Raw genomic sequence first — 23331 nt, 5'->3', positions numbered from 1 at the left:
CGTGACGGCCTCGGCATTCGTTCCGCCGCTACTGGCGCCGTGGGTCCGGCTCTACCGGCGGGCCTCCAAGCCGGTCATGCGGCTGGGCCACATGATGGTGTTCTTCGTCCGGGCGCTGACAGCGGTACCGATCGTGCTGCGGCACTACCGCAGTGAATTCGTCCGGCTACTCTCCGACATCGCCTGGGGCAACGGCTCACTCGTGGTCGGCGGCGGCACCATCGGGGTCGCGGTCGTACTGGGCATCACGATGGGTGCACTCGTCGGTATCGAGGGCTACAACTTTCTCGATCTGCTCGGGCTCGGTCCGGCCACCGGCATCATCTCGTCGTTGGTGAACACCCGCGAGCTGGCACCGATCGCGGCGTCGCTGGCCTTCGCGACGCAAGCCGGTTGCCGGTTCACCGCGCAGCTGGGCTCGATGCGCATCGCCGAGGAGATCGACGCACTCGATTCCATCGCGATCCGTCCGATCCCGTATCTGGTCACCACGCGGCTGATGGCTGCGGTGATCGCCGTGATCCCGCTCTACGCGCTCTGTCTTGCCGTCAGCTATCTGACCACCCAGTTGGTGGTCTTCCTGATCAGCGGCGGTTCGACCGGTTCCTATCTGCATTACTTCAGCCTCATGCTGTCCGGGCAGGACATCCTCTACTCGGTGCTGAAGGCAGTCATCTTCGTGTGGATCGCCTCCACGGTGCAGTGCTACTACGGGTTCTACGCCTCGGGCGGACCGGTAGGGGTGGGTGTGGCCGCCGGTCACGCCATGCGCGCCAGCATCACCGTAGTGGTGATCGTCAACATGCTGCTCACCATGGCGCTGTGGACGGTCGATTCAGGAGCGAGGTTCGGCGGCTAGATGGGTAACTCGCTGGAAATGGATGGTCGGGGTCCGTCCGACCGTCAGTTGCTCGGCTGTGGAGCCGCGGTACTCGTTGTGGCAGCGCTGGTTTCGACATTCCTTCTGGTGAAGGCCACCGGGAAGCTGGACGACCGGGTGCCGGTGGTGGCGGCGCTGGTCAACGTCGGCGACGGTCTACCGCAGCGGTCCGACGTCAAGTACCACGGCGTGCTCGTCGGGATGGTCGACGACGTCGTCCCCGCCGCCAACGGCGACCCGAACTTCGTCCACATCGACCTCAAACCCGAGTACGCCGGGTCCATCCCGAACACGGTGACCGCACGCGTGGTGCCCAGCAACGTCTTCGCGGTGTCGTCGGTGCAACTCGTGGATGGCGCCGGCGGGCCGGCAGATGGTTCGAGTCCGGGCACCGCCATTTCCGCGGGCGCCCAGATCCCCGAGGACACCGAGCTTCCCACGGTGTTGTTCCAGACCACGATCAGCAAGCTGCGCGACGTACTCGCCGCCACCGGGCGTGGCCGTGAGGACAAGACAGTGGGGATCTTGGCGGCGGTGAACGCCGCGACCGAGAACCGCCGTAACGAATTGCTCACCAGCGGGGCGCAATTGAACCGGTTGATCGATCAGCTCGACGCGGTGGTCGCGACGGAGCCCGGCCCCACCACCGTCTCCGCTCTGATCGACGCCACCCAGGGCCTGCAGCAGACCGCGCCGGATCTGCTCGACGCCCTGCACAAGGCGGTGGAGCCGATGCGCACGCTGGTCGAGCAACGCTCGCAGCTGAACACGATGATCAACGGCGGGATCCACACCGTGGGGACCACCCACACCGCGCTGGACAACCACACCGATCAACTGGTCAAGACCACGTCGAACCTGACCCCGGTACTGGGCGTGCTGGCGGACACCTCGAACAACTGGGTGCCGGCCTTCGTCAAGCTCAACCAGCTGTCGGGCAAGTTCTTCGATCACGTGTGGATGCCCGAGAACGACTTCGGCAACATGCGGGTGAACCTTTCGCTGACACCGAGCTACGCCTACACCCGTGCCGACTGCCCGCAGTACTCCGGGCTCAAGGGTCCCAGCTGCTTCACCGCCCCACTGGTGCCGACCCGCCCGTCGCTGCCGGATGTGTTGCTTCCGGAGAACTATCAACCGCCGGCGGATCTGCTGCCGCCGCCCGGAACGGCGTTGGGCGCCAACGGGAATCTGGTTGCGGTCGGCCCGCCGTTGGTCAACCCGAACCCCGACCTTTCGGATCCGAATCCGCCGCTGCCACCGTGGATGCCGCCGGCCGGGCCGGTGCCGGGGACGGCGAACCCCGCACTCATGCCGACGCCGCCTCCGCCGGTGCCGCTGTCGCCGATCGCGCCGGTGGCACCGCGACCGCCCGGTTCACCGCCGGCGGCGTCGGTCCCCGGGTCGGCTCCCGCACCCGGTGCAGCGTCGGCACCTGACGGTCCACTGCTGCCCGCCGAGGCGCCGCAACCAGTTTCAGGAGAGGGAGGCCGATGAAGTACCGCGGGGCAATGATCGGCCTGTCGCTTTTCATGGTGGTCGCGCTCGGGTTGACGTGGCTGGTGTACGTCACGCTGCGCCGTGATGTGGCCGGTAAGACGGTGCCGTACGCCGCACTGTTTTCCGACGTGTTCGGCCTGCGTGAGGGCGACGACGTCCGGATGGCCGGCGTGCGGGTCGGGCGCGTCGAGAAGATCGAACTGCAGGGCGCGTTGGCCAAGGTGTCGTTCGTGGTGCAGGACAACCAGCCGATGTACGGCCGGACGGTCGCCTCGGTGACCTACCAGAACATCGTCGGGCAGCGGTATCTCGGCCTGTCGCTGGGCAATATCGGTGATCCGGGCCCACTTCCGGCCGGCAGCACGATCCCGGTCGATCAGACCGATCCGTCGTTCGACGTCGGGGCCCTGCTCAACGGCTACGAGCCGCTGTTCAGCGTGCTCAATCCCCGCGACGCCGACAATCTCACCAAAGGCGTCATCGCCTCGCTGCAAGGCGACAACTCCTCGATCGTCGCGCTCGTCGACCAGACCTCGCAGTTGACCGATTCCTTCGCCGGCCGGGATCAGGAACTCGGAGAGGTGATCAACAACTTGAACGCGGTGGCCAAGAACCTGGCGCAACACAACGACAGCCTGGACGAGGTGATCACCCAAACCCGCGGCATGGTAGCCACATTCGATGCTCGCCGGCCCGAGATGGTGGACTCCCTGGGTTCCATCTCCAAGGTGGTGCAGCAGCTGTCGTCCATCAGTGACCAGGTGTATCCGTCGCTGAACGAACTAGTGACCCGGCAGCCCGGGTTCGCCGCACACATGGTGGGGATCGAACCGCAGCTGGCTTTCACCGGCGCCAACTTGCCGTTGCTGCTCAAGGGATTCGCCCGGATGACCAACGAGGGTGCCTACGCCACCACCTATGCATGCGATCTGAACGCGACGGGATTCTTCCCTGGTCTCAACGACGTCACACCGATCATCGTCGACGCGGCCACCCCGGGGAACAAGGCGCAGTACACCCCGAAATGCAGGAACATGGCCAATGGTTGATCAGCTGACGAAGACCGAGAATCCGCCGGCGCCGAAGAAGCCGAAGAAGAAGCGGCGTCCCCTGGAGAGCTACAACCGGACGTGGCTCGGGATGATGGCGATCGCTGTGGTGACCGTGCTGATCGGGGCGATGCTGATCGTCAAGGTGGCTGATGTCGGTTACCGGCAGTACACCGCGCGCTTCCAGCAGGCTGCTGCGCTCAAGGCCGGCAACCCGATCACCGTCGCAGGCATGCCGGTGGGCGAGGTGAGGAGCATGAAGCTGGCCGGTGACCACGTCGAGGCCAAGCTCAAGGTGCGCGACGATGTTCCGCTCGGACAGGACTCCCGGGCAGTCATCAAGATCACCACGATCCTGGGATCTCGCTATCTGGCCCTGCAGCCGGCGGGCACGGGTTCCTTGCCCGACAACACCTTCGACCTCACCCATACCGAGGTGCCCTACGACCTGCAGGAGGCGTTGGGCGATGTCACGACCACCTTCGAACAGGTCGACTCCGACAAGTTCGCGCAGACACTGGGCATCCTCGGCAAGCAGATGGAGGGTCTGCCTGCGGTGGTGCCCAAGGCACTGGAGAACACGCACACGCTGGCGACCATCATCGCCGACCGACGCGACCAACTGGGCTCCCTGCTGGAGACCACGGATCTGGTCGGTAACACGCTGCGTCGCCAGCAGGCCACGATCGGCAACCTGGTCGACCAGGGCAACGACCTGGTCGGCGAGTTCGTCATGCGCCGGGCCTCATTTCAGGCCATGCTCGCGGCCCTGACCAATCTGGTCCAGACGCTGACCGGCATCGTGATCGACGACCGGCCGCAGCTCGAGCAGCTGCTCACCAACCTCCGCGACCTGTCCAACATGCTGGGGCAGCATGACGATCTGCTACGCAGCACGCTGCAGTCCGGCCCGGTGGCCCTGCGCGGGCTCGCCAACGCCACCGGCAACGGCAACGCCGGGGAGATGCACGTCGGCAACGGGCTGCTGATCGACTCCTGGATGTGTGCGATCAGCGGCCGGGCCAAGCAGTTCAACATGATCCAGTACTACAAGGACTGCCAATGAGCGTGTTCAGGAGCAAGATCGCCGCGCTGTGCGTGGCCGGTGCCGTGCTGGTCGCGGCGGTGGCCGGCGCGGGCTGGTGGTTTCTGAAAAATCGGACCGGCACCATCACCGTGACGGCGCAATTTGACAGTGCTGCAGGCCTTTACGAGGGAAACACGGTAGCGGTGCTCGGTATGCAGGTGGGTCAGGTCACCAAGATCACGCCCAAGGGCAATTACGTCGAGGTCGAGTTCACCGTCGACAAGGACGTTTCGGTCCCGGCTGATGCGCAGGCGGTCACCATCTCCAACTCGATTCTCACCGACCGCCAGATCGAGCTGACCCCGGCTTACCACGGTGGGGCCACGCTGCAGAATCACGACACGATCGGCCTGAACCGAACCAAGACACCCGTCGAGTTCGCCCGGGTGCTGGATGTGTTGGACAAGTTGTCCTCGTCGCTGAAGGGCGACGGCAAGGGCAACGGACCGCTGGCCGATGTCGTCAACGCCAGTGCGGCGATCGCCGACGGCAACGGGCAGCAGATGAAGGACGCCCTCGGTGAACTGTCGGACGCGCTGCGGCTCAGTTCGGATCGCGGAGCGGTGACCCGCGACCAGCTCACCACGATCGTGCGGAACTTGAGCTCGTTGTTCGAAGCCGCCTCCCGCAACGACGCCACGTTGCGGGAATTCGGTTCGTCAGTGCGCCAACTCAGCCAGATCCTGGCCGACGAGAACTTCGGCAGCGGCACCACCGGCAAGAAGATCAACGAGGTGATCACCCAGGTGGGCGAGGTATTGCAGACCCACCGCGAAGAGGTGAAACAGATTGTCCTCAACGGCAATACCGCGCTGACCACGACGGTGGACCAGCGGCGCGACCTCGCGGAGTTCCTCGATCTGGCCCCGTTGACGCTGGACAACATCTACAACATCGTCGATCAGAACAACGGCTCGGCGCGGGCACACGTCCTGGTGGACAAGGTGCTGTTCGACTCGCAGACCGTCAAGGAGGTCTGCAACATGATGGGACTGCGGCAGCTCGGCTGCAGCACCGGAACGGTGCAGGACTTCGGTCCCGACTTCGGGCTTTCCTACATGCTCGACGGCATGGCGGCGATGGGGCAGCGATGAAACGACCGTGGCGTAAATACGTTCTGCCGGTGGTGATGACGGCATGTCTGGCCGTGTCGGGATGCGCGTCCGAAGGCCTGGCCAGCCTGCCGTTGCCGGCACCCGGTGTCGGTTCTGGCGGCTACCGGCTGACCGCGGTGTTCTCGAACGCCTTGAACCTGCCGGCCAACGCCAAGGTGAAGTTGGCCGGTGCCGACGTGGGTGAGCTCGAGTCGATGGTGGCCAAGGACTACACCGCCGTGACCACCCTGCGCATCATGGACGGGGTCCGTCTGCCCCACGGCACCACCGCCGAATTGCGTTCGGCGACACCGCTGGGCGACGTGTTCGTCTCGGTCAGGCCGCCGAGCCCAGTCGACGCGAACGCGCCGCTCCTCAAGAACGGCGACACCATCGGTCTGGACGACACCCGCGCCGCCGCGACCGTGGAATCACTGCTGGGCTCGGCGGCGATCCTGGTCAACGGTGGCGCCGTGCGCAACTTCACCAACATCATCAACGGGATGGGCAAGGCCACCGGTGATCAGGGTCAGGCGTTCGGCAATCTGATCGCCAAGACGAACCACACGCTGGGCACCCTGAATGCGCGCTCCGACCAGCTGTCGACCGCCATGACCGAGACCTCGCGGCTGTTGAAGCAGATCGACGAGAAGAACCAGACCGTCAGTGAGTTGATGGATGCCGCCGGGCCGGCCACCGACACACTGGCCGAGCACACCACCCAGATCGCCGACCTGATCACCCAGATCGGCGACACCTCTGCGCAATTGCGCAAGTTCCCGTCGATCGCGGGTACCGACACCAGCGGGCGCAGCGTGATCGCCGATGCCAACAAGGTGGCGGGCGCGTGGAACGATGTCGCGCTGTCCCCGGACGCCTCGCTGTACGCGCTCAACCGGCTGATGCCGCCCCTGGTGAAAGCGACGTCCGGCAGCGGCCTTTCGGTGCGCGCCAGCATCGACCGGCTGGTTCTGGGATCGATTCCCGATATCGGGTTCGGCGGTGATCCCGGATTGCACGGCCCCAAGCGTTACAACTGGCATCAGCTGGTCGGCTCGCTGCAGTACACGTTGTTGCGGCTGCAGGAGCGCGTCGTGGGTCGTGGCCCTTCGGTACCGCAGATGCCGGTGATTCCCAGCCCGACCGAGCCCGGTGAGATCGTCCCGGCACCCGCGGCTCCTCCGGAGCCACCCCCGGGTGAGCCGCCGGCTGCTCCCGCTGAGCCACCGGCGCCGGTGCCGGCGGCGGAGGTGCCGCGATGATCAACTCACTGGCCGACTTCGTCGTCGGCGTGGTCCGGGCCGGGTATCGGCGTCGCGCCTGGCTTTCGGCCGGCGCGCTGGTGATGACCCTGGTGGTGGCCGGCGCCTACCTGATGATCGGGGCGCTGCGGGTCAAGCCGTTCGACTCGAGTTACCGCATCACCATCGAGCTTCCGGAATCCGCCGGCCTGCTGCCCAACCAGGACGTCACGTTGCGCGGCGTGCGGGTGGGGCGGGTGGAGCGACTCAACATCACACCCGCCGGGGTCAGCGCGGTCGTCAACGTGAATTCGGCAGTCTCCATCCCGAAGTCCAGCGATGTCCGGGTGTCCGGATTGTCACCGGCCGGTGAGCAGTACATCGATTTCGCGGCCAACACGGCAGACGGCCCGTTCCTCACCGACGGCAGTGTGATCGGTCTGGGCAAGGCCACGGTGCCGGTCAGCCTGGCCCAGCTGCTCGCCGACGCCGACGGCGCACTGGCCCAGGTCGATACCGCCAAGCTGGAAGTGATCCGCCGGGAACTGAGCATGTCGCAGGCTGGGCCGGGCAAGCTCAAAGACGTCATCGACGGCGGCACATTCCTGCTGTCCACCCTGGATTCGGTGCTGCCCGAGACGGTGAGCATGCTGCGCAACAGCCGCGTGGTGTTCAACCTGATGTCGGAGAAGAACGCCGGGATCGCCGTCGCGTCGGACAACCTCGACTCGTCGTTCGACGGGATCAACAAGATGCGTGAGGGCTTCCGCCGGCTGACGAATCAGACCCCTGGAGCGTTGAACTCGGTCGACAACCTGTTCACCGACAACTCCGACACCATGGTGCAGTTGCTCGGGAGCCTCGCCAGCACTTCGCAATTGCTGTATCTGCGGGTGCCCGCCTTGAATGCACTGTTCCCGAACTACCGCACCTCGGTGCTCGACGCGCTGGGCAGCGTCATGCACGACAACGGGCTGTGGGCAACGGCTGACATCTATCCGCGCTATACGTGTGACTACGGGACACCGCGCCGGCCACCGGCGTCGGCCGACTATCCGGAGCCCTACATGTACACGTATTGTCGCGACGACCACCCCGGTGTGCTGGTTCGTGGCGCCAAGAATGCGCCGCGTCCGGCAGGTGACGACACCGCGGGCCCGCCGCCCGGGGCCGACCTCGGGCGCACCACCGACCCGACACCCAAGGGGCGCTACACCATTCCCACGCCCTACGGCGGCCCGACCCTGCCGATCGAGCCGCCCCGCTAATCCACCCAACCTCACCCCAAAGGAGATGACGGTGACTGTGACCACGGACAAGAAGACCGACGACGATCAGACCGAGACCGTCGACGACGCGATCGGTATCGAAGAGACGGCCGAAGAGGTCGCTGATTCTGACACCGAGTCAGACGCCGAGACGGAGGCCGACGAAGAAGCCAAGGACGAAGACGAGGCAGAAGAGGCGGCAGAGCCCGAATCTTCGGACGCGACGTCACGGGGCCGGCGCCGCTGGGCGCTCGTCGGGGTCGTGGCCGTCGTCGTCGCTGCATCCCTGGCGCTTTCGGGCTTCCTCGGGTGGCAGCTGTGGCAGACCAAGCAGGTGGCACAGGCCGGCCAGCAGGCGCAGGATGCCGCGGTCAACTATGCCCAGGTCTTGACGAGTATCGACTCCAACAAGGTCGACGAGAACTTCAACCAGGTCCTGGCCGGTGCCACCGGTGAGTTCAAGGACATGTACTCGCAGTCGAGCATGCAACTGCGCCAACTGCTCATCGACAACAAGGCCACCGCACACGGCGTGGTGGTGCAGTCGGCGGTGCAGTCGGCGAGCAAGGATAAGGTCGTCGTGTTGTTGTTCGTCGACCAGTCGGTGGCCAACAGCACCGTGCCCGATCCGCGGATCGACCGCAGCCGCATCAAAATGACGATGGAGAAGGTCGACGGGCAGTGGCGGGCAAGCAAAGTGGAACTTCCCTGAGGTATTGACATGTTGCGCATCGGCAAGCTGATCGGCGCGGTGGCCGTGGTGGCAGGTTCGGCGGTGGCCATCACGGTCGCCCCGTCCGCCGCGGCCTCGGCGGCAACGTTCTGTGACGAACTGGCCGGACAGTGGGACGGGCAGGCCTGCCACACGTCGGTGACCTCGGACCGGAAGGCGGTTCGGGACATCAAGCTGGCGCTGCCCGGCGACCTGGTGGAAAACCCCGTCATCCGGCAGTACCTGACCAACCTGATGAACAACTGGCGCAACGCCGCGCAGAAGATGGCCCATGACAGCTTCGGTGAGGAGCAGTTCGAGATCTTCCAGCACGGCGACGCGACGACGGCTGTTTTCCACGAGATGTACTCCGGCACGGTCGGTACCGACGCGCTCTCACACCCGAACGCGCCCATCGTCAGCGACGCCTACCGCACCTTCACATTCGCCGGTGGGAGGCAGGTGCAGCTGGCCGACCTGTTCAAAGCGGGCATCGACCACCGGGCTGAGATCCCGCGCCTGGGTGAACCGTTCATCGTCGCGGCGCTCGATGCCGCGCCGCCGCCGCACCAGCCCGGCACCTACCCGTTTACCCCGGACCGCTGGACCCCGAACAACGTGTACTCGGGCGGCTACAAGGCCTGGGCGCTGACCCAGGACGAGCTCATCCTCTACATGCCGGACTATCCGGTCGGCCGTGACTCCCCGGTCGATTTCACCCCGGGCCGGATGCAGTGGTCGATGGACGGCGGCACAGTGCAGGCGCACATCCCGCTCTCCGCGCTCGCCCCGGTGCTGCAGCCGCAGTACGGCGGCGCCTGACCGTCAGGCCGGAAGCCGTCGAGCCTTTCGATTCTTCGCGAGGCTAAAGGGTTACCCGACCCCGATTTGTTGCCACCATGAGCCGCACCAATCAGTGCGACTCCATGGGGGGCAACGGCCATGCGCCTAATCAGTTCGGTACTCGCGATGCTCAGTGCACTCGTGCTGGTACTGACCGCGTGTGGCTCGTCCGGTGAGTCCGCGCGCACCGAAGACGGCAAGACAGTGGTGCGCTATCAGGGCTGGGCCGGAGAGGTTCGATTCCAGGAACTGGCCGAGGACCTCGGCTACTACGACAAGATCAAGCTCGATTGGGTGGGGAACACCACCAGCGGACCACAGGACATCCAGTCGGTGGCCACCGGCGACATCGACGTGGGTGAGGCGTTCAACGGCGCGGTGGTCAAGCTCAACGCCGCCGGCGCCCCGATCACCTCGGTGCTCAGTTCCTACGGCGCCGACGAGGGCGAATACACCGGGTACTTCGTGTTGGAGAACAGCCCAATCCACTCGGCGCGCGACCTCATCGGCAAGAAGGTCGGGATGAATACCCTTGGTGCCCACCATGAATTCCTCACCCGGGAATGGCTGGCCAAGGAGGGGCTGACCAACGACGAGATCAAGACCGTGACCCTCACCGTGGTGCCGCCGGTCAACACCGAGCAGGCACTGCGCGAGAAGCAGATCGATGTCGCGGCGCTCAACGGGATCTGGCGGGAGACCGCCCAGGAGCGCGGCGGGATCCGGCCGCTGTTCACCGACAAATCACTGTTCGGGGCGTTCAGCTACGGCACCTATGTGGTCCGTGACGATTTCCTGGCCAAGAACCGGGACGCAGTGGCCGATTACGTCCAGGGCACCGCGCGGGCCATCCGGTGGACCCAGGTGACCCCGCGTGACGAGGTGGTCGCCAAGTTCCGCGAGATCATCGACAAGCGCAAGCGCAACGAGGACACACAGTCGATCGAATACTGGCGCAGCTCAGGTATTCCGGTGCCCGGCGCGGTGATCGCCGAACGTGAGCTGCAGACCTGGATCGACTGGCTCGTGCGCAATGGCGAGCTCAAGGAGGGGCAGTTGAAGGCCAAGGACCTCTACACCAACGAGTTCAACCCGTACGCCAACGGAACCTATCCCGACGGCAGCGGTCCTGATGGGAAAGCGTTGGCGCACAAGTGAGTACCCACTCCGAGGATGCGTCACCCAAGCTGAGCCTGCGGCACGTGACCAAGCAGTTCGCGATCCGTGGTGAGAAGACCCACTTCACCGCGATCCAGGACATCAGCATCGATGTGGCGGACGGTGAGTTCCTGGTGCTGGTCGGCCCGAGCGGCTGCGGCAAGTCGACGCTGCTGGACCTGTTGGGCGGACTGACCCGGCCGACGTCGGGGGAGATCCTGCTCGACGGCACACCGGTCACCGGTCCCGGCCTTGACCGCGGCATCGTCTTCCAGCAGTACGCCCTGCTGCCGTGGCGCACTGCCCGGAAGAACATCGAATTCGGCCTGGAGGCGAAAGGGTTACCGACGGCCGAGCGTCGGCGGCGGGCCGAGGAGTATCTCGAGCTGGTCGGGCTGCAGGGCTTCGCCGATCGCTACCCGCACGAACTGTCCGGGGGGATGAAGCAGCGCGTCGCGATCGCCCGCAGCCTGGCGTTCGACCCCGAGGTGCTGCTGATGGACGAACCGTTCGCCGCGCTGGATGCCCAGACCCGGGAATCCCTGCAGGATGAGCTGCTGCGGATCTGGCAGGCCACCGGCAAAACCATCCTCTTCATCACCCATGGAATCGACGAGGCGCTGTATCTCGGCCAGCGGGTCGCCGTGCTGACGTCGCGGCCGGGTCGGATCAAGAAGATCGTCGACGTCGACATCGACCGCAGCACCGACGACATCCGTTCCAGCGAGGGATTCCGGGCGCAACGCCATCACATCTGGTCGCTACTGCACGACGAGGTGGAACGCGCCCGGTCCGAGGAGGTTCAACATGTCTAGCGCCATCGCGGTAGCCCCAGCCGAGTCGCACGTCGAAACTCCAGCCCCGGCACCGACCGCGCCGGAGCCCGAGCGGCGCGGCCGCCGGCTGCAGACCCTCGCGTGGCGCCTGTTGCGTCCCACCGTGGTCGTCGCCGCATTCCTGGGTCTGTGGGAGGTCGCGCCACGGATCGGGCTGGTGGACAAGGTCTTCCTGCCGCCGTTCTCCGAGGTCGTCAGCGCCTGGTTCACCCTCCTGGGCAACGGCCAACTGGCCGAACATGTTTCGGCCAGCCTGTCGCGTGCTCTCATCGGCCTGGCCATCGCGATCGTGATCAGCATCCCGCTCGGCGTGGCGATCGCCTGGTACCGGCCGGTCGCGGAGTTCCTCAACCCCATCCTTGAGTTGTTCCGCAACACCGCCGCACTGGCGCTGTTGCCGGTGTTCATCCTCATCCTGGGGATCGGGGAAACCTCCAAGGTGGCGCTGGTGATCTACGCGGCGTCGTTCCCGATCCTCCTCAACACCATCTCCGGGGTACGCACCGTGGACCCCCTGCTGATCAAATCGGCGCGTTCCCTCGGACTTTCCCCGGTCCGGCTGTTCCAGAAGGTGATCCTGCCCGCGGCAGTGCCGACCATCTTCACCGGCCTGCGCATGGCGGCGGCTTCCTCGATCCTGGTCCTCATCGCCGCCGAGATGGTCGGCGCCAAGGCCGGATTGGGCTACCTGATCACGGCATCGCAGCTGAACTTCCAGATTCCCAACATGTACGCAGGGATCGTCACCATCGCCCTGGTGGGCGTCATCTTCAACGGCATCGTCGTGGCCATCGAAGGGCGGCTGTCGGGCTGGCGGGCCACCAATTGATCAAAGGATGTTCATGACGCGACAATTTCATCTCAACGCCTTCCTCATGGGTGTCGGCCACCATGAGGCAGCGTGGCGGCACGACCGCACCGATGTGCGAAACCTGACCGATGTCAAGCACTTCCAGCGCCTGGCCCAACTAGCCGAGCGCGGCAAATTGGATTCGGTCTTCTTCGCCGATGGGCTCGCGGTGGGGCCGCGGGTGAAGCACAACACCCAGGCAATCTTCGAACCGATCACATTGTTGACCGCGATGGCGACCGTCACCGAGCACGTCGGACTCATCGCCACCGCCACCACCGGCTACATCGAGCCCTACACCCTGGCCCGTAGCTTTGCGTCGCTGGATCACATCAGCGGCGGGCGGGCCGGCTGGAACATCGTCACCTCTGCCGGTGAGGACGAGGCGGCGAACTTCGGTGTCCAGGGCATTCCGGACCACGCCGGGCGTTATCGACGTGCGGCTGAATTCGTCGACGTGGCAACGGCATTGTGGGACAGCTGGGAGGACGATGCCCTTGTCCTCGACGAGTCCACCGGAATCTTCGCCGACCCGGACCGGGTGCACCGGATCGACCACGCCGGCGAGCACTTCACGGTGCGCGGCCCGCTGAACTCGCCGCGGTCGGAGCAGGGACGTCCACTGCTGGTGCAGGCCGGGTCCTCGGAATCCGGCAAGGATTTCGCCGGCCGGTACGCCGAGGCGATCTTCACCGCGCAGCGCTCGGTGGAGGACGGCAAGGCGTTCTACCGCGACGTGAAGGCCCGGGCGGTGAAGTTCGGTCGCAGCGCCGACGACGTGAAGATCCTGCCCGGCATCGTGCCGTTCATCGGCCCCACCGAGGATGCGGCCCTCGAACTGGAACAGCAGTTCACCGACCTGATCTCGCCCGAGTACTCGCTGCGTCAGCTGTCACAGATGCTCGGCGTGGACCTGACCGCGCACGCGCTCGACGCACCGTTGCCCGCGCTGCCACCCATCGAGCAGATCCAGGGCAACAAGAGTCGCTACCAACTGGTGAAGGATCTGGCCAGCAGCGAGTCGCTGACCGTGCGGCAACTGATCGCCAAACTCGGTGGCGGCCGCGGACACCGGACCTTCGCCGGCACTGCCGAGCAGGTGGCCGACAACCTGGAGCTGTGGTTCGCCGAGGATGCCGCCGACGGTTTCAACATCATGCCGCCGTATCTGCCCGGCGGCCTGGAGGATTTCGTCGAGCAGGTGGTGCCGATCCTGCAGCGGCGCGGTCTGTTCCGGACCGACTACACCGCGACGACGCTTCGCGGACATTACGGGCTGGCGCACCGGCCCAGCCGTTACACGGCGACGGCGGCTGAAACCAGCGCGTGAGCGAGGGCGTCCCGCTGCGCTCTCTGGCCACCACGGTCTTCCTGCCGTCCGCGATCTTCGGGATCGGGCAGGGCGCTGGCGCACCCGTGATCGCGCTCGTCGCACGGGATCTGGGCGCATCGGTGGGAGTGGCCGGGTTCATCGTCGCGCTCGTCGGCCTCGGTGCAGTGTGCGGCGACCTGCCGGCCGGGCGGATGGTCGCCCGGTTCGGCGAGCGTAGTTCCATCATCGTCGGGTCCTCGCTCGGCACCGCGGGCGTGCTGCTGTGCCTGATCGCCTGGAATCCACCGGTCCTCGGCATTGGCGTGTTGCTGACCGGGTTCTCCAGTGCGGTATGGGGTTTGGCGCGGCAGAGCTATCTGGCCGAGGCTGTGGGTGTCGAGCGGCGGGCCCGCGCGATGGCGCTGTTCGCCATGACGTGGCGGCTCGGCTATTTCATCGGGCCGCTCATCGGGGCCGCGGTGATCCTGGCCGTCGGAACCCATGGTGGCTTCCTCGTGCAGCTGGTCGGCCTCGTGGTGTCGGGGTATCTGATGGCCCGGCTGGCCGATCCGCCACGCGCCGAGGGAGCGGTGCCCGGCGGTGCCCGGCTCGCCGAGATCGTGCGTACACACCGCGCGCTGCTGGGCACCCTCGGCCTGGGCGCGCTGATGATGGGGGCGGCGCGGTCGTCTCGGGATGCGGTGCTGCCGCTGTGGGCCGATCACATCGGGCTGAGTGCGGCCACCGCCTCGGTGGTGTTCGGCATCGGGGCACTGGCCGACCTCTTGTGCTCGTATCCGTCCGGTGTGGTGATGGACCGCTACGGGCGGCGGGCGATGGCGGTGCCTTCGCTCGTGGTGATCGGTGCGTCGCTGTTCGCACTGCCGTTCGCCGCCGGGGTCATCGGCATGACGGCCGTGGCGGTGCTGATGGGTGTGGGCAACGGGCTGGGCAACGGCGTCATCATGACGCTGGGTGCGGACGTCGCGCCCACGGCAACCCGGGCCGAGTTCCTGGCCGCCTGGCGGCTCATGCACGACAGCGGCATGTTCCTCGGGCCGCTGGCGGTCGGAGGGGTGGCGGCGGTGGCGCCGCTGGGCGTTGCGGCGGCCGTCCTGGGCGCGGTGTCGTGCGCCGGGGCGGCCACCATGCACCGGTTCATCCCCGTCTGGCGCCCAACGTGAACAAGATCGCGAGATATCTCGAAGATCTCGCGATCTTGTTCACACTCGACCTCAGCGGTAGTTGACGAACTGCAGCGCCACGTCGAGGTCGGAACCCTTGAGCAGGGCGATGATGGCCTGCAGGTCGTCGCGCTTCTTCGAGCTGACCCGGATCTCGTCGCCCTGGATCTGCGCCTTGACGCCCTTGGGGCCCTCGTCGCGGATGATCTTGGTGATCTTTTTCGCCTGCTCGCTGGTGATGCCCTGTTTGATGTCGCCGGACACCCGGTAGGTCTTGCCGCTGGGTTGCGGGTCGCCGGCGTCGAAGGCCTTCATCGAGATGTCGCGGCGGACCAATTTCTCCTTGAACACGTCGACCGCGGCCTTGACGCGCTCCTCGGTGGAGCTGACCAGCTCGATGGACTCCTCGCCCTTCCAGGCGATGGTGGTGTCGGTGCCGCGGAAGTCGAAGCGGGTGGACAGTTCCTTGGCGGCCTGGTTGAGCGCGTTGTCGACCTCCTGCCGGTCGACCTTGCTGACGACGTCGAAGCTGGAATCCGCCATTGGACGCCTCTCCTCTTCCCTCGGTGAATGCTGCCGGTTTGTAGCTTAGGTACATCCTCGTCGCACCTTGCTGCCCGCACCACACGCGGGCTGCTGTGGCGACGCGCTCGTCACACCTGGCCTGCCGGTTTGTAACTTGGGTAGGTCCTCGTTGTACCCTGCTATTCGCACCAAACCGGAAACGGGGCGGGGCGAAACCAGGCAGATTGCCCGAGCGGCCAATGGGAGCGGACTGTAAATCCGTCGGCTTACGCCTACGCAGGTTCGAATCCTGCATCTGCCACCCTGATCAGGCCCCCTTTCGAGGGGGCCTGTTTGGTTTCTGGCTGCGCCGCGGAGCCATGAGCCCCGTGCGCACAAACTACTTGTCAGTTCGAGTTCATCGGGACTCGCTGTTCGTACGCCTGCCTGACGGAGGCGAAGAAGTCAGCATTGTGACGTTCCCCGACGGAAGTCCACTTCGGCGCGGTGCCGTCACCACGTGGGGGCCTTATTTGCATTACTTCGAGGATCTGAATTGGTACATGCTCGATGTGTTCGCGACGTGACCTGCCAGTGAGCGAGGACAAACAAAGCATTCGACAGCATCGGCAGAATCGACGTCATGACTACGCATCGCGTCGTCGACCACAAGCTGTTGAACTTCGCCAGCCACATCGACGACAACACCATCGAGCAGGCGAAGCAGACCGCCTCGATGCCGTTCGTGCATCCTCATGTCGCCTTGATGCCTGATGCCCACAGCGGCAAGGGGTCGGCCGTCGGCACCGTCATCCCGACGATCGACGCCGTGATTCCGGCGGCCGTCGGTGTCGACATCGGCTGCGGGATGATCGCGGCCCGCACCGAGTTCACCGCTGCTGACATCCAGGGTCGTGATCTGGCGGCGCTGCGGACGGCGATCGAGACGGCGATCCCGCTGTCGCCGGGCAACTACAACGACACGCTCGCCCGGTTCCCGTTCACGGCGGGCCGCATCACCGACCTCGAGCACCTGGCCAAGGACGGCGGGATCGATCTGTCGCACTCGCCCAAGTGGCGTGAGCAGCTCGGCTCCCTCGGCGGCGGCAACCACTTCATCGAACTGTGCCTGGACCAGGCTGACCGGGTGTGGCTGTTCCTGCATTCCGGCTCCCGTGGGGTCGGAAACAAGATCGCGCAGAAGCACATCAGGATTGCGCAGAAGCTGATGAAGCGGTGGTGGATCGACCTGCCCAACCCCGACCTGGCCTACCTTCCTCAGGGCACGCCGGAGTTCGGCGGCTATCTGCGGGATCTCAACTGGGCGCAGCGGTTCGCCTTCGAGAACCGTGCCGAGATGATGGACCGCTACATGTGGGTGTTCGCCGCGTGGATGGGCTATGCCCATCTGGACCAGCCGAAGACGGCGGGCGATTTCGAGGTCGAGCGAATCAACACTCATCACAACTACACCCGCAAGGAACACCACGGTGGGCGCGAGGTGTGGTTGACCCGCAAGGGGGCGATCGACGCGCACACCGGGGTCATGGGCCTGATCCCGGGCAGCATGGGAACGCGGTCATATGTGGTGCGCGGCAAGGGAAATCCCGCCGGGTTGTGCTCAGCTCCGCACGGCGCCGGCCGGCGGTTCTCCCGGAACGAGGCACGTCGCCGGTTCACGGCCGACGATCTCGCGCAGCGGATGCAGGGCATCGAATACCGCCACGGCGAGGCGTGGGTCGACGAGATCCCCGACGCGTACAAGGACATCGACGTGGTGATGGCTGACGCCGCGAGCCTGATCGAGATCGAACACGAACTCCGTCAGGTGCTCAACGTGAAGGGCATGTAGGTCCTGGTCTCGGGGTTCAGGACCTACGTCCGACAACGAGATAGGCCACGGGCAGCACGCCGGAGGTGGTCAGCATCCCGAGGGCGCTGCCCCACAACCACTTCGGTCCGTTGATCCGGCTCGCGTCGCGGCCGGCGAGGTCACGCAGCGCCCAGGCCCGCAGGCCGGCGTCTACCGCCGCCACCGCGATCACGGCCGTCTTGGCTCTAGGGGTCAGGTCATTCCACCGCTTCTTGGCCACGAGCGCGTTCCTTTCGGGTGAGGGGCATCGGAGTCCAAGGTAATCGCTCAATCCCGCCAATCAGGAGCCCGGCCCGACGACCTTCGTCACCGTCGACGTCGACGTCGCCTGCCCGAGCCACGACTACTGAACGGCTATGGGCTGGTGGGCATCGTCGTCACCGGCGAGCCACCGTAACTGCCGCTCCCAGAACCACTTCCACCACCGAAGAGGCCGCCGCCCGACGATCCGCCACTGGATGACCCGCCACTGGACGAGCTACCGCCGGACGACGAGCCACCCCCATATGGGGACTCACCTCCACCAAACGGCGACTGCGGCGCCACCGTCGTCACCGGAGCCTGGTAGGTGGGCTGTTCGACCGGTGCCGTGTAGGTCGGCACGGTGTGGGTCGGTACCTCGATGGGAGGTTCCGACGTACGGGTCGGCGCCACCGTCGTGGTCGGCGGAGCCACCGTCGTGGTCGGAGGCGCGGTCGTCGTAGGTGGTGCCGTGGTGGTGGGCGGTGCCGTGGTGGTGGGTGGCGCCGTAGTCGTCGTCGGCGGTGCCGTGGTGGTGGTCGGGGGAGCCGTCGTTGTTGTGGGCGGCGCGGTTGTCGTGGGCGGTGCCGTGGTGGTCGGCGGGGTCCAGGTCGGCACCGTCGGCCATACGACCGGTGGAAGCGGGATCGGAACGGGCACCGGAATCGGGATGGGCACCGGTGCGGGTGGAGCGATCGGCGCGGGAGCGGGCTGGACCGGGGGCGCGACGGGTGGGGCTACTGGAGGAACCTGGTTGACCGGCTGGTTGCCGGTGTCCTGGCGCACCTTGGGCGCGGCCGGAGCAGCGGGCGGCGGGGTCAGCACCGAGACGGGCAGCGCCACCGGATCCGGCTCGTGCGGGACCGGCGGAAGGTAATTGCCGGGCACCGTCGCCGCCTGCTCGGTGGGCGCAGGCTGTGCGCGTACGTCGGCCGTCGGCCGGACGTTGATCGCGACCGCGGTGGCCAGCGTGGCGAAGCTCACCACGACGAAGGCCAGGGCGCTGCCCATCAGCAGCATCCGTGGCGGCGGCGGTGCGATGACGGTCGTGTAGTCGGGGTCATCCTCCTGCTCGGGGATGAACTCGTTGACCGCGTCCATCGGCATCTCGTCGGCCCATAGCTGGTCCTCGGGGTCCTGCGAGTACGCCAGATCAGGTCCGACGGCCGCGGAATCTGCGGGGGCAGGTGCCATCTGGGTGGCCTCGGCGGCAGGAGCCATCGGTGCCATCTGCGTCGCGTCCGAAGCCGGTGCCATCTGCGTGGCATCCGAAGCAGCGGGGGCCATCTGGGTGGCATCCGAAGCAGCGGGGGCCATCTGGGTGGCATCCTGTGGCACCCCGACGACGGGCGCCATCTGGGTGGACGCACTTGCCGGTGCGAGGTCGTCGACCAACTGGGCCGCACCCCGGGCGATGGCATAGCCCGCATCCGGTGCCACCTCGACCGGTGCCGTCGAACGAAGCTCTGCCGCAACAGAATCAAGATCGAGTCGCTGTCCGACCAACAGCACCCGGCTGGGGGCGTCGTCGGCTGACACCCGCTTGAGCACTGCCGCGCACGCAGCGGCGGCCCCGGCGGTGCCGATCGGGATGGTGGCCAACGTCGAGCTCGGCGCGGCATCCTCTTCGCCGACCACGGTGAGCGACACCGTGTCATCGTCGGCCACCAGCAATGCGGCGTCAGCGCCCACACTGCGGGCCAGGGCCGCGGCGGCCTCGGCTTCCGCCACCACCTCGACGTTCGGCACTCCGGCGTCGAGCACGGTCTGGCGCAGCGTGTCGGCGGCCGTCTCGTCGGGCAGGCACAGCCGGGTCGCGGCAACCTGGTTGCCCGACTCGGTCACCGCGCGGTAGGTGCCGATGATGGTCTCGGCAAGCTCCGACATCTCGGCCACGAAGTCATCGGGCAGGTCGAGCGCGTACTGATCCAGAACCTGGCCGCCGCTCGCGGGCGATCCGATCATGGCCAAGCGCGCCACACGCCCGGTGACCGCCACCCCGAGGACTACGTCCACGGTTCTTCTCCTTGCTTTGTGCATGTTGTACGGGCCCCGACAGACAAATCCAAGCTACCGCACAGCCAGGGCCTACCTTGGTGGCCGAACGACCGCGGCTGCCAGCACTGCTTGTGCGCCGGAGCAAAAGTGAGCACGCTGGTTGGGTCCGTTGCGATGTCACTCATAGAGAGGAATCGGTACGTGAGCGACGAGCGTTACGACGCGTCCGCCACCGTCCAGGTGGCGACCACGGCCGCGCCGGCGGCGGAGCGTCCTGGGCGGGTCGGCTACGTACCTACCCGGACCAACCGGGTACGTGACGGCCTCGCCGTGGCATTGCTCGTCATCGCGATGCTGCTCCCGTGGAACCTGGAATTCGGCGTCGGCGTGCCCGGCAGCGCCGGGTCGACGTTTGTGATGTTGGCCATCGTGACGGTGCTCGCAGTCGCGGCCGCGCTGGCGCCGCACGTGGGACCGTTCCGCCTCGGCTCAAGCCAATCCGACGTGGGGCGTACCAGTCGCGTCCGGTTCGTGCTCACCGCCGCCTACCTGGTGGTGGTCATCTGTTTCGCCGGCTATCACGTGGTGCAGACGGTGAGTGGTGGGGGCACCGGGGCCGTCCCGCCGGGGGTCGGCCCGGGCATGCTGCTCGGCGTCGCGGGCGCTCTGCTGGCCGGACAGCCACCCATCACGTCGATCACCGTCGAGGACAACAAGTTTCGACGCTGGTATGCCATTGCGCGGGTGATCGGTTTTCTGTCGATCGCGCTGGCGACGCTGTCGGTCGCGTTCAATCTCTACTGGCGGTTGCGGTACCTGTTCGTCGCCCAGGTCGAGTTCGGCGGGCACGACATCGCCGTCATCGTCACCACATTGCTCTACGGGGCGGAGGCGATGATCGCGCTCGTGATCGCCTCACGGTGGCTGACCGAGCGGACCGGGGCAGCCCGGCTGGCCACGACGGCCATCGGTGTCTCGGGCGCGGTCGCCGCCACCCTGGTGTGGCTGGCCGGTATCGGCCGCGACATCGATGCGTTTCACGGCATCGCCCAGAACACCTCGACGGCGGCGGTGGGCTACGAGGGTTACCTCGCCTGGGCCGCGGCCGCCGCGATCGTGGCGCCGACGACGCTGTACGCCGTCTTCCTGATCAGGCCGCCGACCATCGGCGCCTACCGCGGTGCCGCGCAGAAGTGCCTGACGCTGATCGCCTTCTGGGCGTTCGCGGCGGCGGCACTGCGGGTCGTCGATTTCCTGATCGCCCTGTCGCTCGACCTCCCGCGCGCGCTGTACGACACGGTCGCGATGACGGTGTTCAACCTGGTGACCGCGCTGGTCGCGCGGTGGCTGCACCGCCAGCTCGACAGGGGGCTGACGTCGACGACCGTGGCCGCGGCCTTCAGCGCGGTGTTGTTCGTCTTCACCGCGGCGAACGTGGCCATCGGGGTGGCCCTGGCGCCGCGCTACTCCGGGCCGGCGCCCGCGGCGATCTACGGCAACAACCTCGCCCAGCAGATCACCAGCACTTTCGACGTCGCGGTGTGCGTGTTGAGCCTGCTCGTGTTGGCGGTCATGGTGTTCACCGGGCCGTTCGCCGGCTACCTGGTGCGCCGCCAAACCCGCGCGGCCAAGCCGGTGACCCCGGAACCGCCCACAGAGATCGTGCCGTCAAAGCCCGCCGCCGAGGTATCCGCACCGCCGACCATCGTTCGGCAGCCCCGGGCGGCGTCGGTGCCGAGAATTGTTCGTCTGAAAGAGGATTCGACGACCACGCTCGCCGCCCCGCCGACCACCGATCTGCAGGTGCCGACACAGGCGCTGCGGATCCAGCGTCGTCCGCAGCACCCGCCGTCGCAGGGCTAACCCGCGCGGTCGCTCCGGTGCTGTGAGGGGCGATGGCGCTGAGAGTGCGGGGATTTCGGGGCCTTCTTGGCCGAGCCGACCGTTGAACGGATCGCCGAGCGAACCGAATCCCGGTCGGAACCCTTCGCCCCAGGGACCGCCTTCAACCGTGGCGCCACACCGGTGCGTGGCGCGTCCGGTTGGGTTCTTGTGGGCCGACCGACACGGCTGGGGGCGGTGGACTTCGGCGCAGCGACGGGACTGCCGGTGTCTCCCTTGTCGGCCTGGTCGGCCTGGTCGGTCGCAGCGGGCGCAGCGTTGGGTGCGGCCTTGGGCGGAGTGTTGGGCGGAGTGTTGGGCGCGGCCTGGTCGGCATCACTCGGCTCAACGACCTTCTGCTGCGTCGGCGTCCTGGCACCGAGAGCTTGGAACACCTTCGCCAGCGGCCTGGTCGCGTCTGTCAATGCCGCCCCCACATCGACCACCACCTGTCGCAGCGCTTGTTCGAACGGTGAATCGCGCACCGGATCGGCCGGGTGCTCGGGCAGCGGGGTGTCCGGATCGGCGTCGGAGACGACGGGCTGGGGCAGGGTCGGAACATACTTTTCGCCGGCCAGGATCGCCAGTGACTGCTCGAACGCACCGACCAACGCGTTCAGAGCTTCGTGGAACTTCTCTTCGGGGGCGATCCAGCTGAATTCCTTCACCCGGCTGGGGTCTGCGGTGCGGTCGTATCCCATTTCGACGAACACCCGCAGCACCGGGTCGATGGCATCGACGAAGCGTTCCGCGCCGATCAACGCGGCGGGTATGCGCAACGGCGCCAGCAGCGGAAGGTACTGGGGCAGCGTCACGTAGGTGGTGTTGCCGACTTGGGTGGTGACGGCGTTGGGGGCGTCCGGGTACTCCAGCACGTAGCCGGGGAAGGCGTGCTCAAAGACCTGCCCGGCAAGGGCGTTCGCGATGGACAGCACGTTGAAATAGGCCGGGAAATCGGCGATGCCGTCGTATTGATTCTGGTAGAACGTGGTTTTGAACGGGCTGTCCGACGGTCCCGGCCGGCCGAACGGGAAGATGTCACCCAGCACCGGCAGATCGCTCCAGGACGCGAAGCGGGCGAGGATGCCGCCGTTGGGCTGATACGGATCACCGAGCAGGATGAACTCGTAATTCTCGGCATTGGCCACATAATTCGGAATTTTGGCCATCTCGGTACGCGCGATCTCGAGGACCTGCGTGCCCTGCGATACGCCGATGATCGTCACCTTGTCGCCCGCCGGCGTCCTGGCGATGTCCTGCAGGAGGTAACCGGCACCGATCGCCTCGGACCGCTTCAAAGACTGTGTCCAGTACGGCAGGTCGGACCAACCCGGCAGATCCGAGATCACCGGGATGCTGATGCTGATCTGCGCCGGATAGGGGACTGTGCGGTACGAGTCGCCTTCGGGAACGATGCTGCCGTAGAAGAACATCGGGATGCTCAGACCGAACGCGTCGTAGGACGCCCCCACACCGAGGGTCGTTCCGGCCAGTTGCACCGCGGCACTGTAGGTGGCTGTCGGGGTGCTGACGGTGACCCCCGCCGATACCGCGACGACGACGCCGCCGGCGAACACCATCACTCCCCACCGGCGTGCACGGCGCGGCGGCACCCCTCGTCGACCCCGACCCTTCATAGCCTGCACCTTTCCCCGATGTGGTGCTTACAGGGACCGGAAGTTACCAGCGAAAACAGCGGTCCACTGCAAGTTCGCGGCAACTTCTCGAACGGGGGTTGTGCCGTTCTTTCGGGAAATGACGGCCAAGAGTTGTTGCGGCAAACGAAGATTCGTCGACGGTGCTGGCAACACCGTCGACGAA

20 protein-coding genes and 1 tRNA gene are annotated in these 23331 nt (G+C 66.5%); 17 read left to right on the top strand and 4 right to left on the bottom strand.

Translation table 11 applies throughout. From position 1 onward, the window contains the following. Position 1: 1 nt before the first annotated feature. From AC4ELS_RS12495 to AC4ELS_RS12430, 14 genes are all read left to right on the top strand, one after another. Positions 2-859, top strand: a complete 858-nt coding sequence (locus AC4ELS_RS12495; protein WP_064886807.1) for an ABC transporter permease — start codon at positions 2-4, stop codon at positions 857-859. Beyond that, a complete protein-coding gene (locus tag AC4ELS_RS12490; protein WP_499047591.1) occupies positions 860-2377 on the top strand; it encodes an MlaD family protein in 1518 nt (505 codons plus the stop codon). It begins immediately after the preceding gene. Then, positions 2374-3429: an MlaD family protein gene (locus AC4ELS_RS12485; protein WP_499047590.1), complete on the top strand. Its 1056-nt coding sequence runs from the start codon at positions 2374-2376 to the stop codon at positions 3427-3429. The genes AC4ELS_RS12490 and AC4ELS_RS12485 overlap by 4 nt, the downstream gene beginning before the upstream one ends. After that, positions 3422-4495, top strand: a complete 1074-nt coding sequence (locus tag AC4ELS_RS12480) for an MlaD family protein (RefSeq protein ID WP_498885811.1) — start codon at positions 3422-3424, stop codon at positions 4493-4495. The genes AC4ELS_RS12485 and AC4ELS_RS12480 overlap by 8 nt, the downstream gene beginning before the upstream one ends. Then, positions 4492-5610, top strand: a complete 1119-nt coding sequence (locus AC4ELS_RS12475) for an MCE family protein (protein ID WP_499047588.1) — start codon at positions 4492-4494, stop codon at positions 5608-5610. Before AC4ELS_RS12480 ends, AC4ELS_RS12475 begins: the two co-directional genes overlap by 4 nt. Beyond that, positions 5607-6872, top strand: a complete 1266-nt coding sequence (locus tag AC4ELS_RS12470; protein ID WP_499047586.1) for an MlaD family protein — start codon at positions 5607-5609, stop codon at positions 6870-6872. The genes AC4ELS_RS12475 and AC4ELS_RS12470 overlap by 4 nt, the downstream gene beginning before the upstream one ends. After that, complete coding sequence (locus AC4ELS_RS12465) at positions 6869-8119, top strand: MlaD family protein (RefSeq protein ID WP_448443655.1); 1251 nt, start codon at positions 6869-6871, stop codon at positions 8117-8119. The genes AC4ELS_RS12470 and AC4ELS_RS12465 overlap by 4 nt, the downstream gene beginning before the upstream one ends. 25 nt (positions 8120-8144) lie before the next feature. Continuing rightward, a complete protein-coding gene (locus tag AC4ELS_RS12460; protein ID WP_499047583.1) occupies positions 8145-8831 on the top strand; it encodes an Rv1363c family protein in 687 nt (228 codons plus the stop codon). 9 nt (positions 8832-8840) lie between these two features. Further along, entirely contained in the window at positions 8841-9653 is an 813-nt protein-coding gene (locus tag AC4ELS_RS12455) for a DUF3298 domain-containing protein (RefSeq protein WP_499047581.1), read from the top strand. Positions 9654-9800: 147 nt separating this feature from the next. Then, positions 9801-10832: an ABC transporter substrate-binding protein gene (locus AC4ELS_RS12450; RefSeq protein WP_499047579.1), complete on the top strand. Its 1032-nt coding sequence runs from the start codon at positions 9801-9803 to the stop codon at positions 10830-10832. Then, positions 10829-11647, top strand: a complete 819-nt coding sequence (locus tag AC4ELS_RS12445) for an ABC transporter ATP-binding protein (protein ID WP_498885800.1) — start codon at positions 10829-10831, stop codon at positions 11645-11647. The genes AC4ELS_RS12450 and AC4ELS_RS12445 overlap by 4 nt, the downstream gene beginning before the upstream one ends. Then, positions 11640-12497 (top strand): ABC transporter permease, encoded by an 858-nt coding sequence (locus AC4ELS_RS12440; RefSeq protein ID WP_499047577.1) that lies wholly within the window; start codon positions 11640-11642, stop codon positions 12495-12497. Before AC4ELS_RS12445 ends, AC4ELS_RS12440 begins: the two co-directional genes overlap by 8 nt. A gap of 7 nt (positions 12498-12504) precedes the next feature. Next, positions 12505-13848 (top strand): LLM class flavin-dependent oxidoreductase, encoded by a 1344-nt coding sequence (locus tag AC4ELS_RS12435; RefSeq protein WP_498885796.1) that lies wholly within the window; start codon positions 12505-12507, stop codon positions 13846-13848. After that, the gene (locus tag AC4ELS_RS12430) at positions 13845-15014 is read left to right on the top strand and encodes an MFS transporter (protein WP_498885794.1); all 1170 of its coding nucleotides are present in this window, start codon (positions 13845-13847) and stop codon (positions 15012-15014) included. The genes AC4ELS_RS12435 and AC4ELS_RS12430 overlap by 4 nt, the downstream gene beginning before the upstream one ends. 51 nt (positions 15015-15065) lie before the next feature. On the opposite strand, the gene AC4ELS_RS12425 is transcribed toward AC4ELS_RS12430, so the two are convergent. Continuing rightward, positions 15066-15557, bottom strand: coding sequence for a YajQ family cyclic di-GMP-binding protein (locus AC4ELS_RS12425; RefSeq protein WP_463791023.1), 492 nt, complete (start codon positions 15555-15557; stop codon positions 15066-15068). A gap of 200 nt (positions 15558-15757) precedes the next feature. Between AC4ELS_RS12425 and AC4ELS_RS12420 the strand changes: the two genes are divergently transcribed. Further along, positions 15758-15840: transfer RNA gene (locus tag AC4ELS_RS12420), tRNA-Tyr, on the top strand. Between the two features lie 321 nt (positions 15841-16161). Beyond that, positions 16162-17370, top strand: a complete 1209-nt coding sequence (locus tag AC4ELS_RS12415; RefSeq protein WP_498885792.1) for an RtcB family protein — start codon at positions 16162-16164, stop codon at positions 17368-17370. Positions 17371-17386: 16 nt separating this feature from the next. On the opposite strand, the gene AC4ELS_RS12410 is transcribed toward AC4ELS_RS12415, so the two are convergent. Beyond that, the gene (locus AC4ELS_RS12410) at positions 17387-17611 is read right to left on the bottom strand and encodes a hypothetical protein (RefSeq protein ID WP_498885790.1); all 225 of its coding nucleotides are present in this window, start codon (positions 17609-17611) and stop codon (positions 17387-17389) included. Positions 17612-17745: 134 nt separating this feature from the next. Beyond that, on the bottom strand, positions 17746-19647 hold the full coding sequence (locus AC4ELS_RS12405) for a DUF7159 family protein (RefSeq protein WP_499047576.1): 1902 nt from the start codon (positions 19645-19647) through the stop codon (positions 17746-17748). A 183-nt stretch (positions 19648-19830) separates the two neighbouring features. Here AC4ELS_RS12405 and AC4ELS_RS12400 point away from each other — a divergent pair, with 183 nt between their 5' ends. After that, a complete protein-coding gene (locus AC4ELS_RS12400) occupies positions 19831-21492 on the top strand; it encodes a DUF7937 domain-containing protein (RefSeq protein ID WP_499047574.1) in 1662 nt (553 codons plus the stop codon). Here AC4ELS_RS12400 and AC4ELS_RS12395 read toward each other — a convergent pair. Beyond that, the gene (locus tag AC4ELS_RS12395; RefSeq protein WP_499047572.1) at positions 21489-23147 is read right to left on the bottom strand and encodes a PE-PPE domain-containing protein; all 1659 of its coding nucleotides are present in this window, start codon (positions 23145-23147) and stop codon (positions 21489-21491) included. The two genes, AC4ELS_RS12400 and AC4ELS_RS12395, sit on opposite strands and share 4 nt — an antisense overlap. Positions 23148-23331: the final 184 nt, after the last annotated feature.

This window comes from Mycobacterium shunyiense (assembly GCF_058270035.1).
This window is presented reverse-complemented; position numbering and strand designations above follow the sequence as displayed.

Coding starts and splice junctions, on each gene's coding strand:
- AC4ELS_RS12460 (WP_499047583.1), top strand. CDS start 8,145: ATGACGGTGACTGTGACCACGGACAAGAAGACCGACGACGATCAGACC.
- AC4ELS_RS12450 (WP_499047579.1), top strand. CDS start 9,801: ATGCTCAGTGCACTCGTGCTGGTACTGACCGCGTGTGGCTCGTCCGGT.
- AC4ELS_RS12425 (WP_463791023.1), bottom strand. CDS start 15,557: ATGGCGGATTCCAGCTTCGACGTCGTCAGCAAGGTCGACCGGCAGGAG.
- AC4ELS_RS12475 (WP_499047588.1), top strand. CDS start 4,492: ATGAGCGTGTTCAGGAGCAAGATCGCCGCGCTGTGCGTGGCCGGTGCC.
- AC4ELS_RS12470 (WP_499047586.1), top strand. CDS start 5,607: ATGAAACGACCGTGGCGTAAATACGTTCTGCCGGTGGTGATGACGGCA.
- AC4ELS_RS12485 (WP_499047590.1), top strand. CDS start 2,374: ATGAAGTACCGCGGGGCAATGATCGGCCTGTCGCTTTTCATGGTGGTC.
- AC4ELS_RS12440 (WP_499047577.1), top strand. CDS start 11,640: ATGTCTAGCGCCATCGCGGTAGCCCCAGCCGAGTCGCACGTCGAAACT.
- AC4ELS_RS12395 (WP_499047572.1), bottom strand. CDS start 23,147: ATGAAGGGTCGGGGTCGACGAGGGGTGCCGCCGCGCCGTGCACGCCGG.
- AC4ELS_RS12415 (WP_498885792.1), top strand. CDS start 16,162: ATGACTACGCATCGCGTCGTCGACCACAAGCTGTTGAACTTCGCCAGC.
- AC4ELS_RS12465 (WP_448443655.1), top strand. CDS start 6,869: ATGATCAACTCACTGGCCGACTTCGTCGTCGGCGTGGTCCGGGCCGGG.
- AC4ELS_RS12480 (WP_498885811.1), top strand. CDS start 3,422: ATGGTTGATCAGCTGACGAAGACCGAGAATCCGCCGGCGCCGAAGAAG.
- AC4ELS_RS12490 (WP_499047591.1), top strand. CDS start 860: ATGGGTAACTCGCTGGAAATGGATGGTCGGGGTCCGTCCGACCGTCAG.
- AC4ELS_RS12455 (WP_499047581.1), top strand. CDS start 8,841: ATGTTGCGCATCGGCAAGCTGATCGGCGCGGTGGCCGTGGTGGCAGGT.
- AC4ELS_RS12435 (WP_498885796.1), top strand. CDS start 12,505: ATGTTCATGACGCGACAATTTCATCTCAACGCCTTCCTCATGGGTGTC.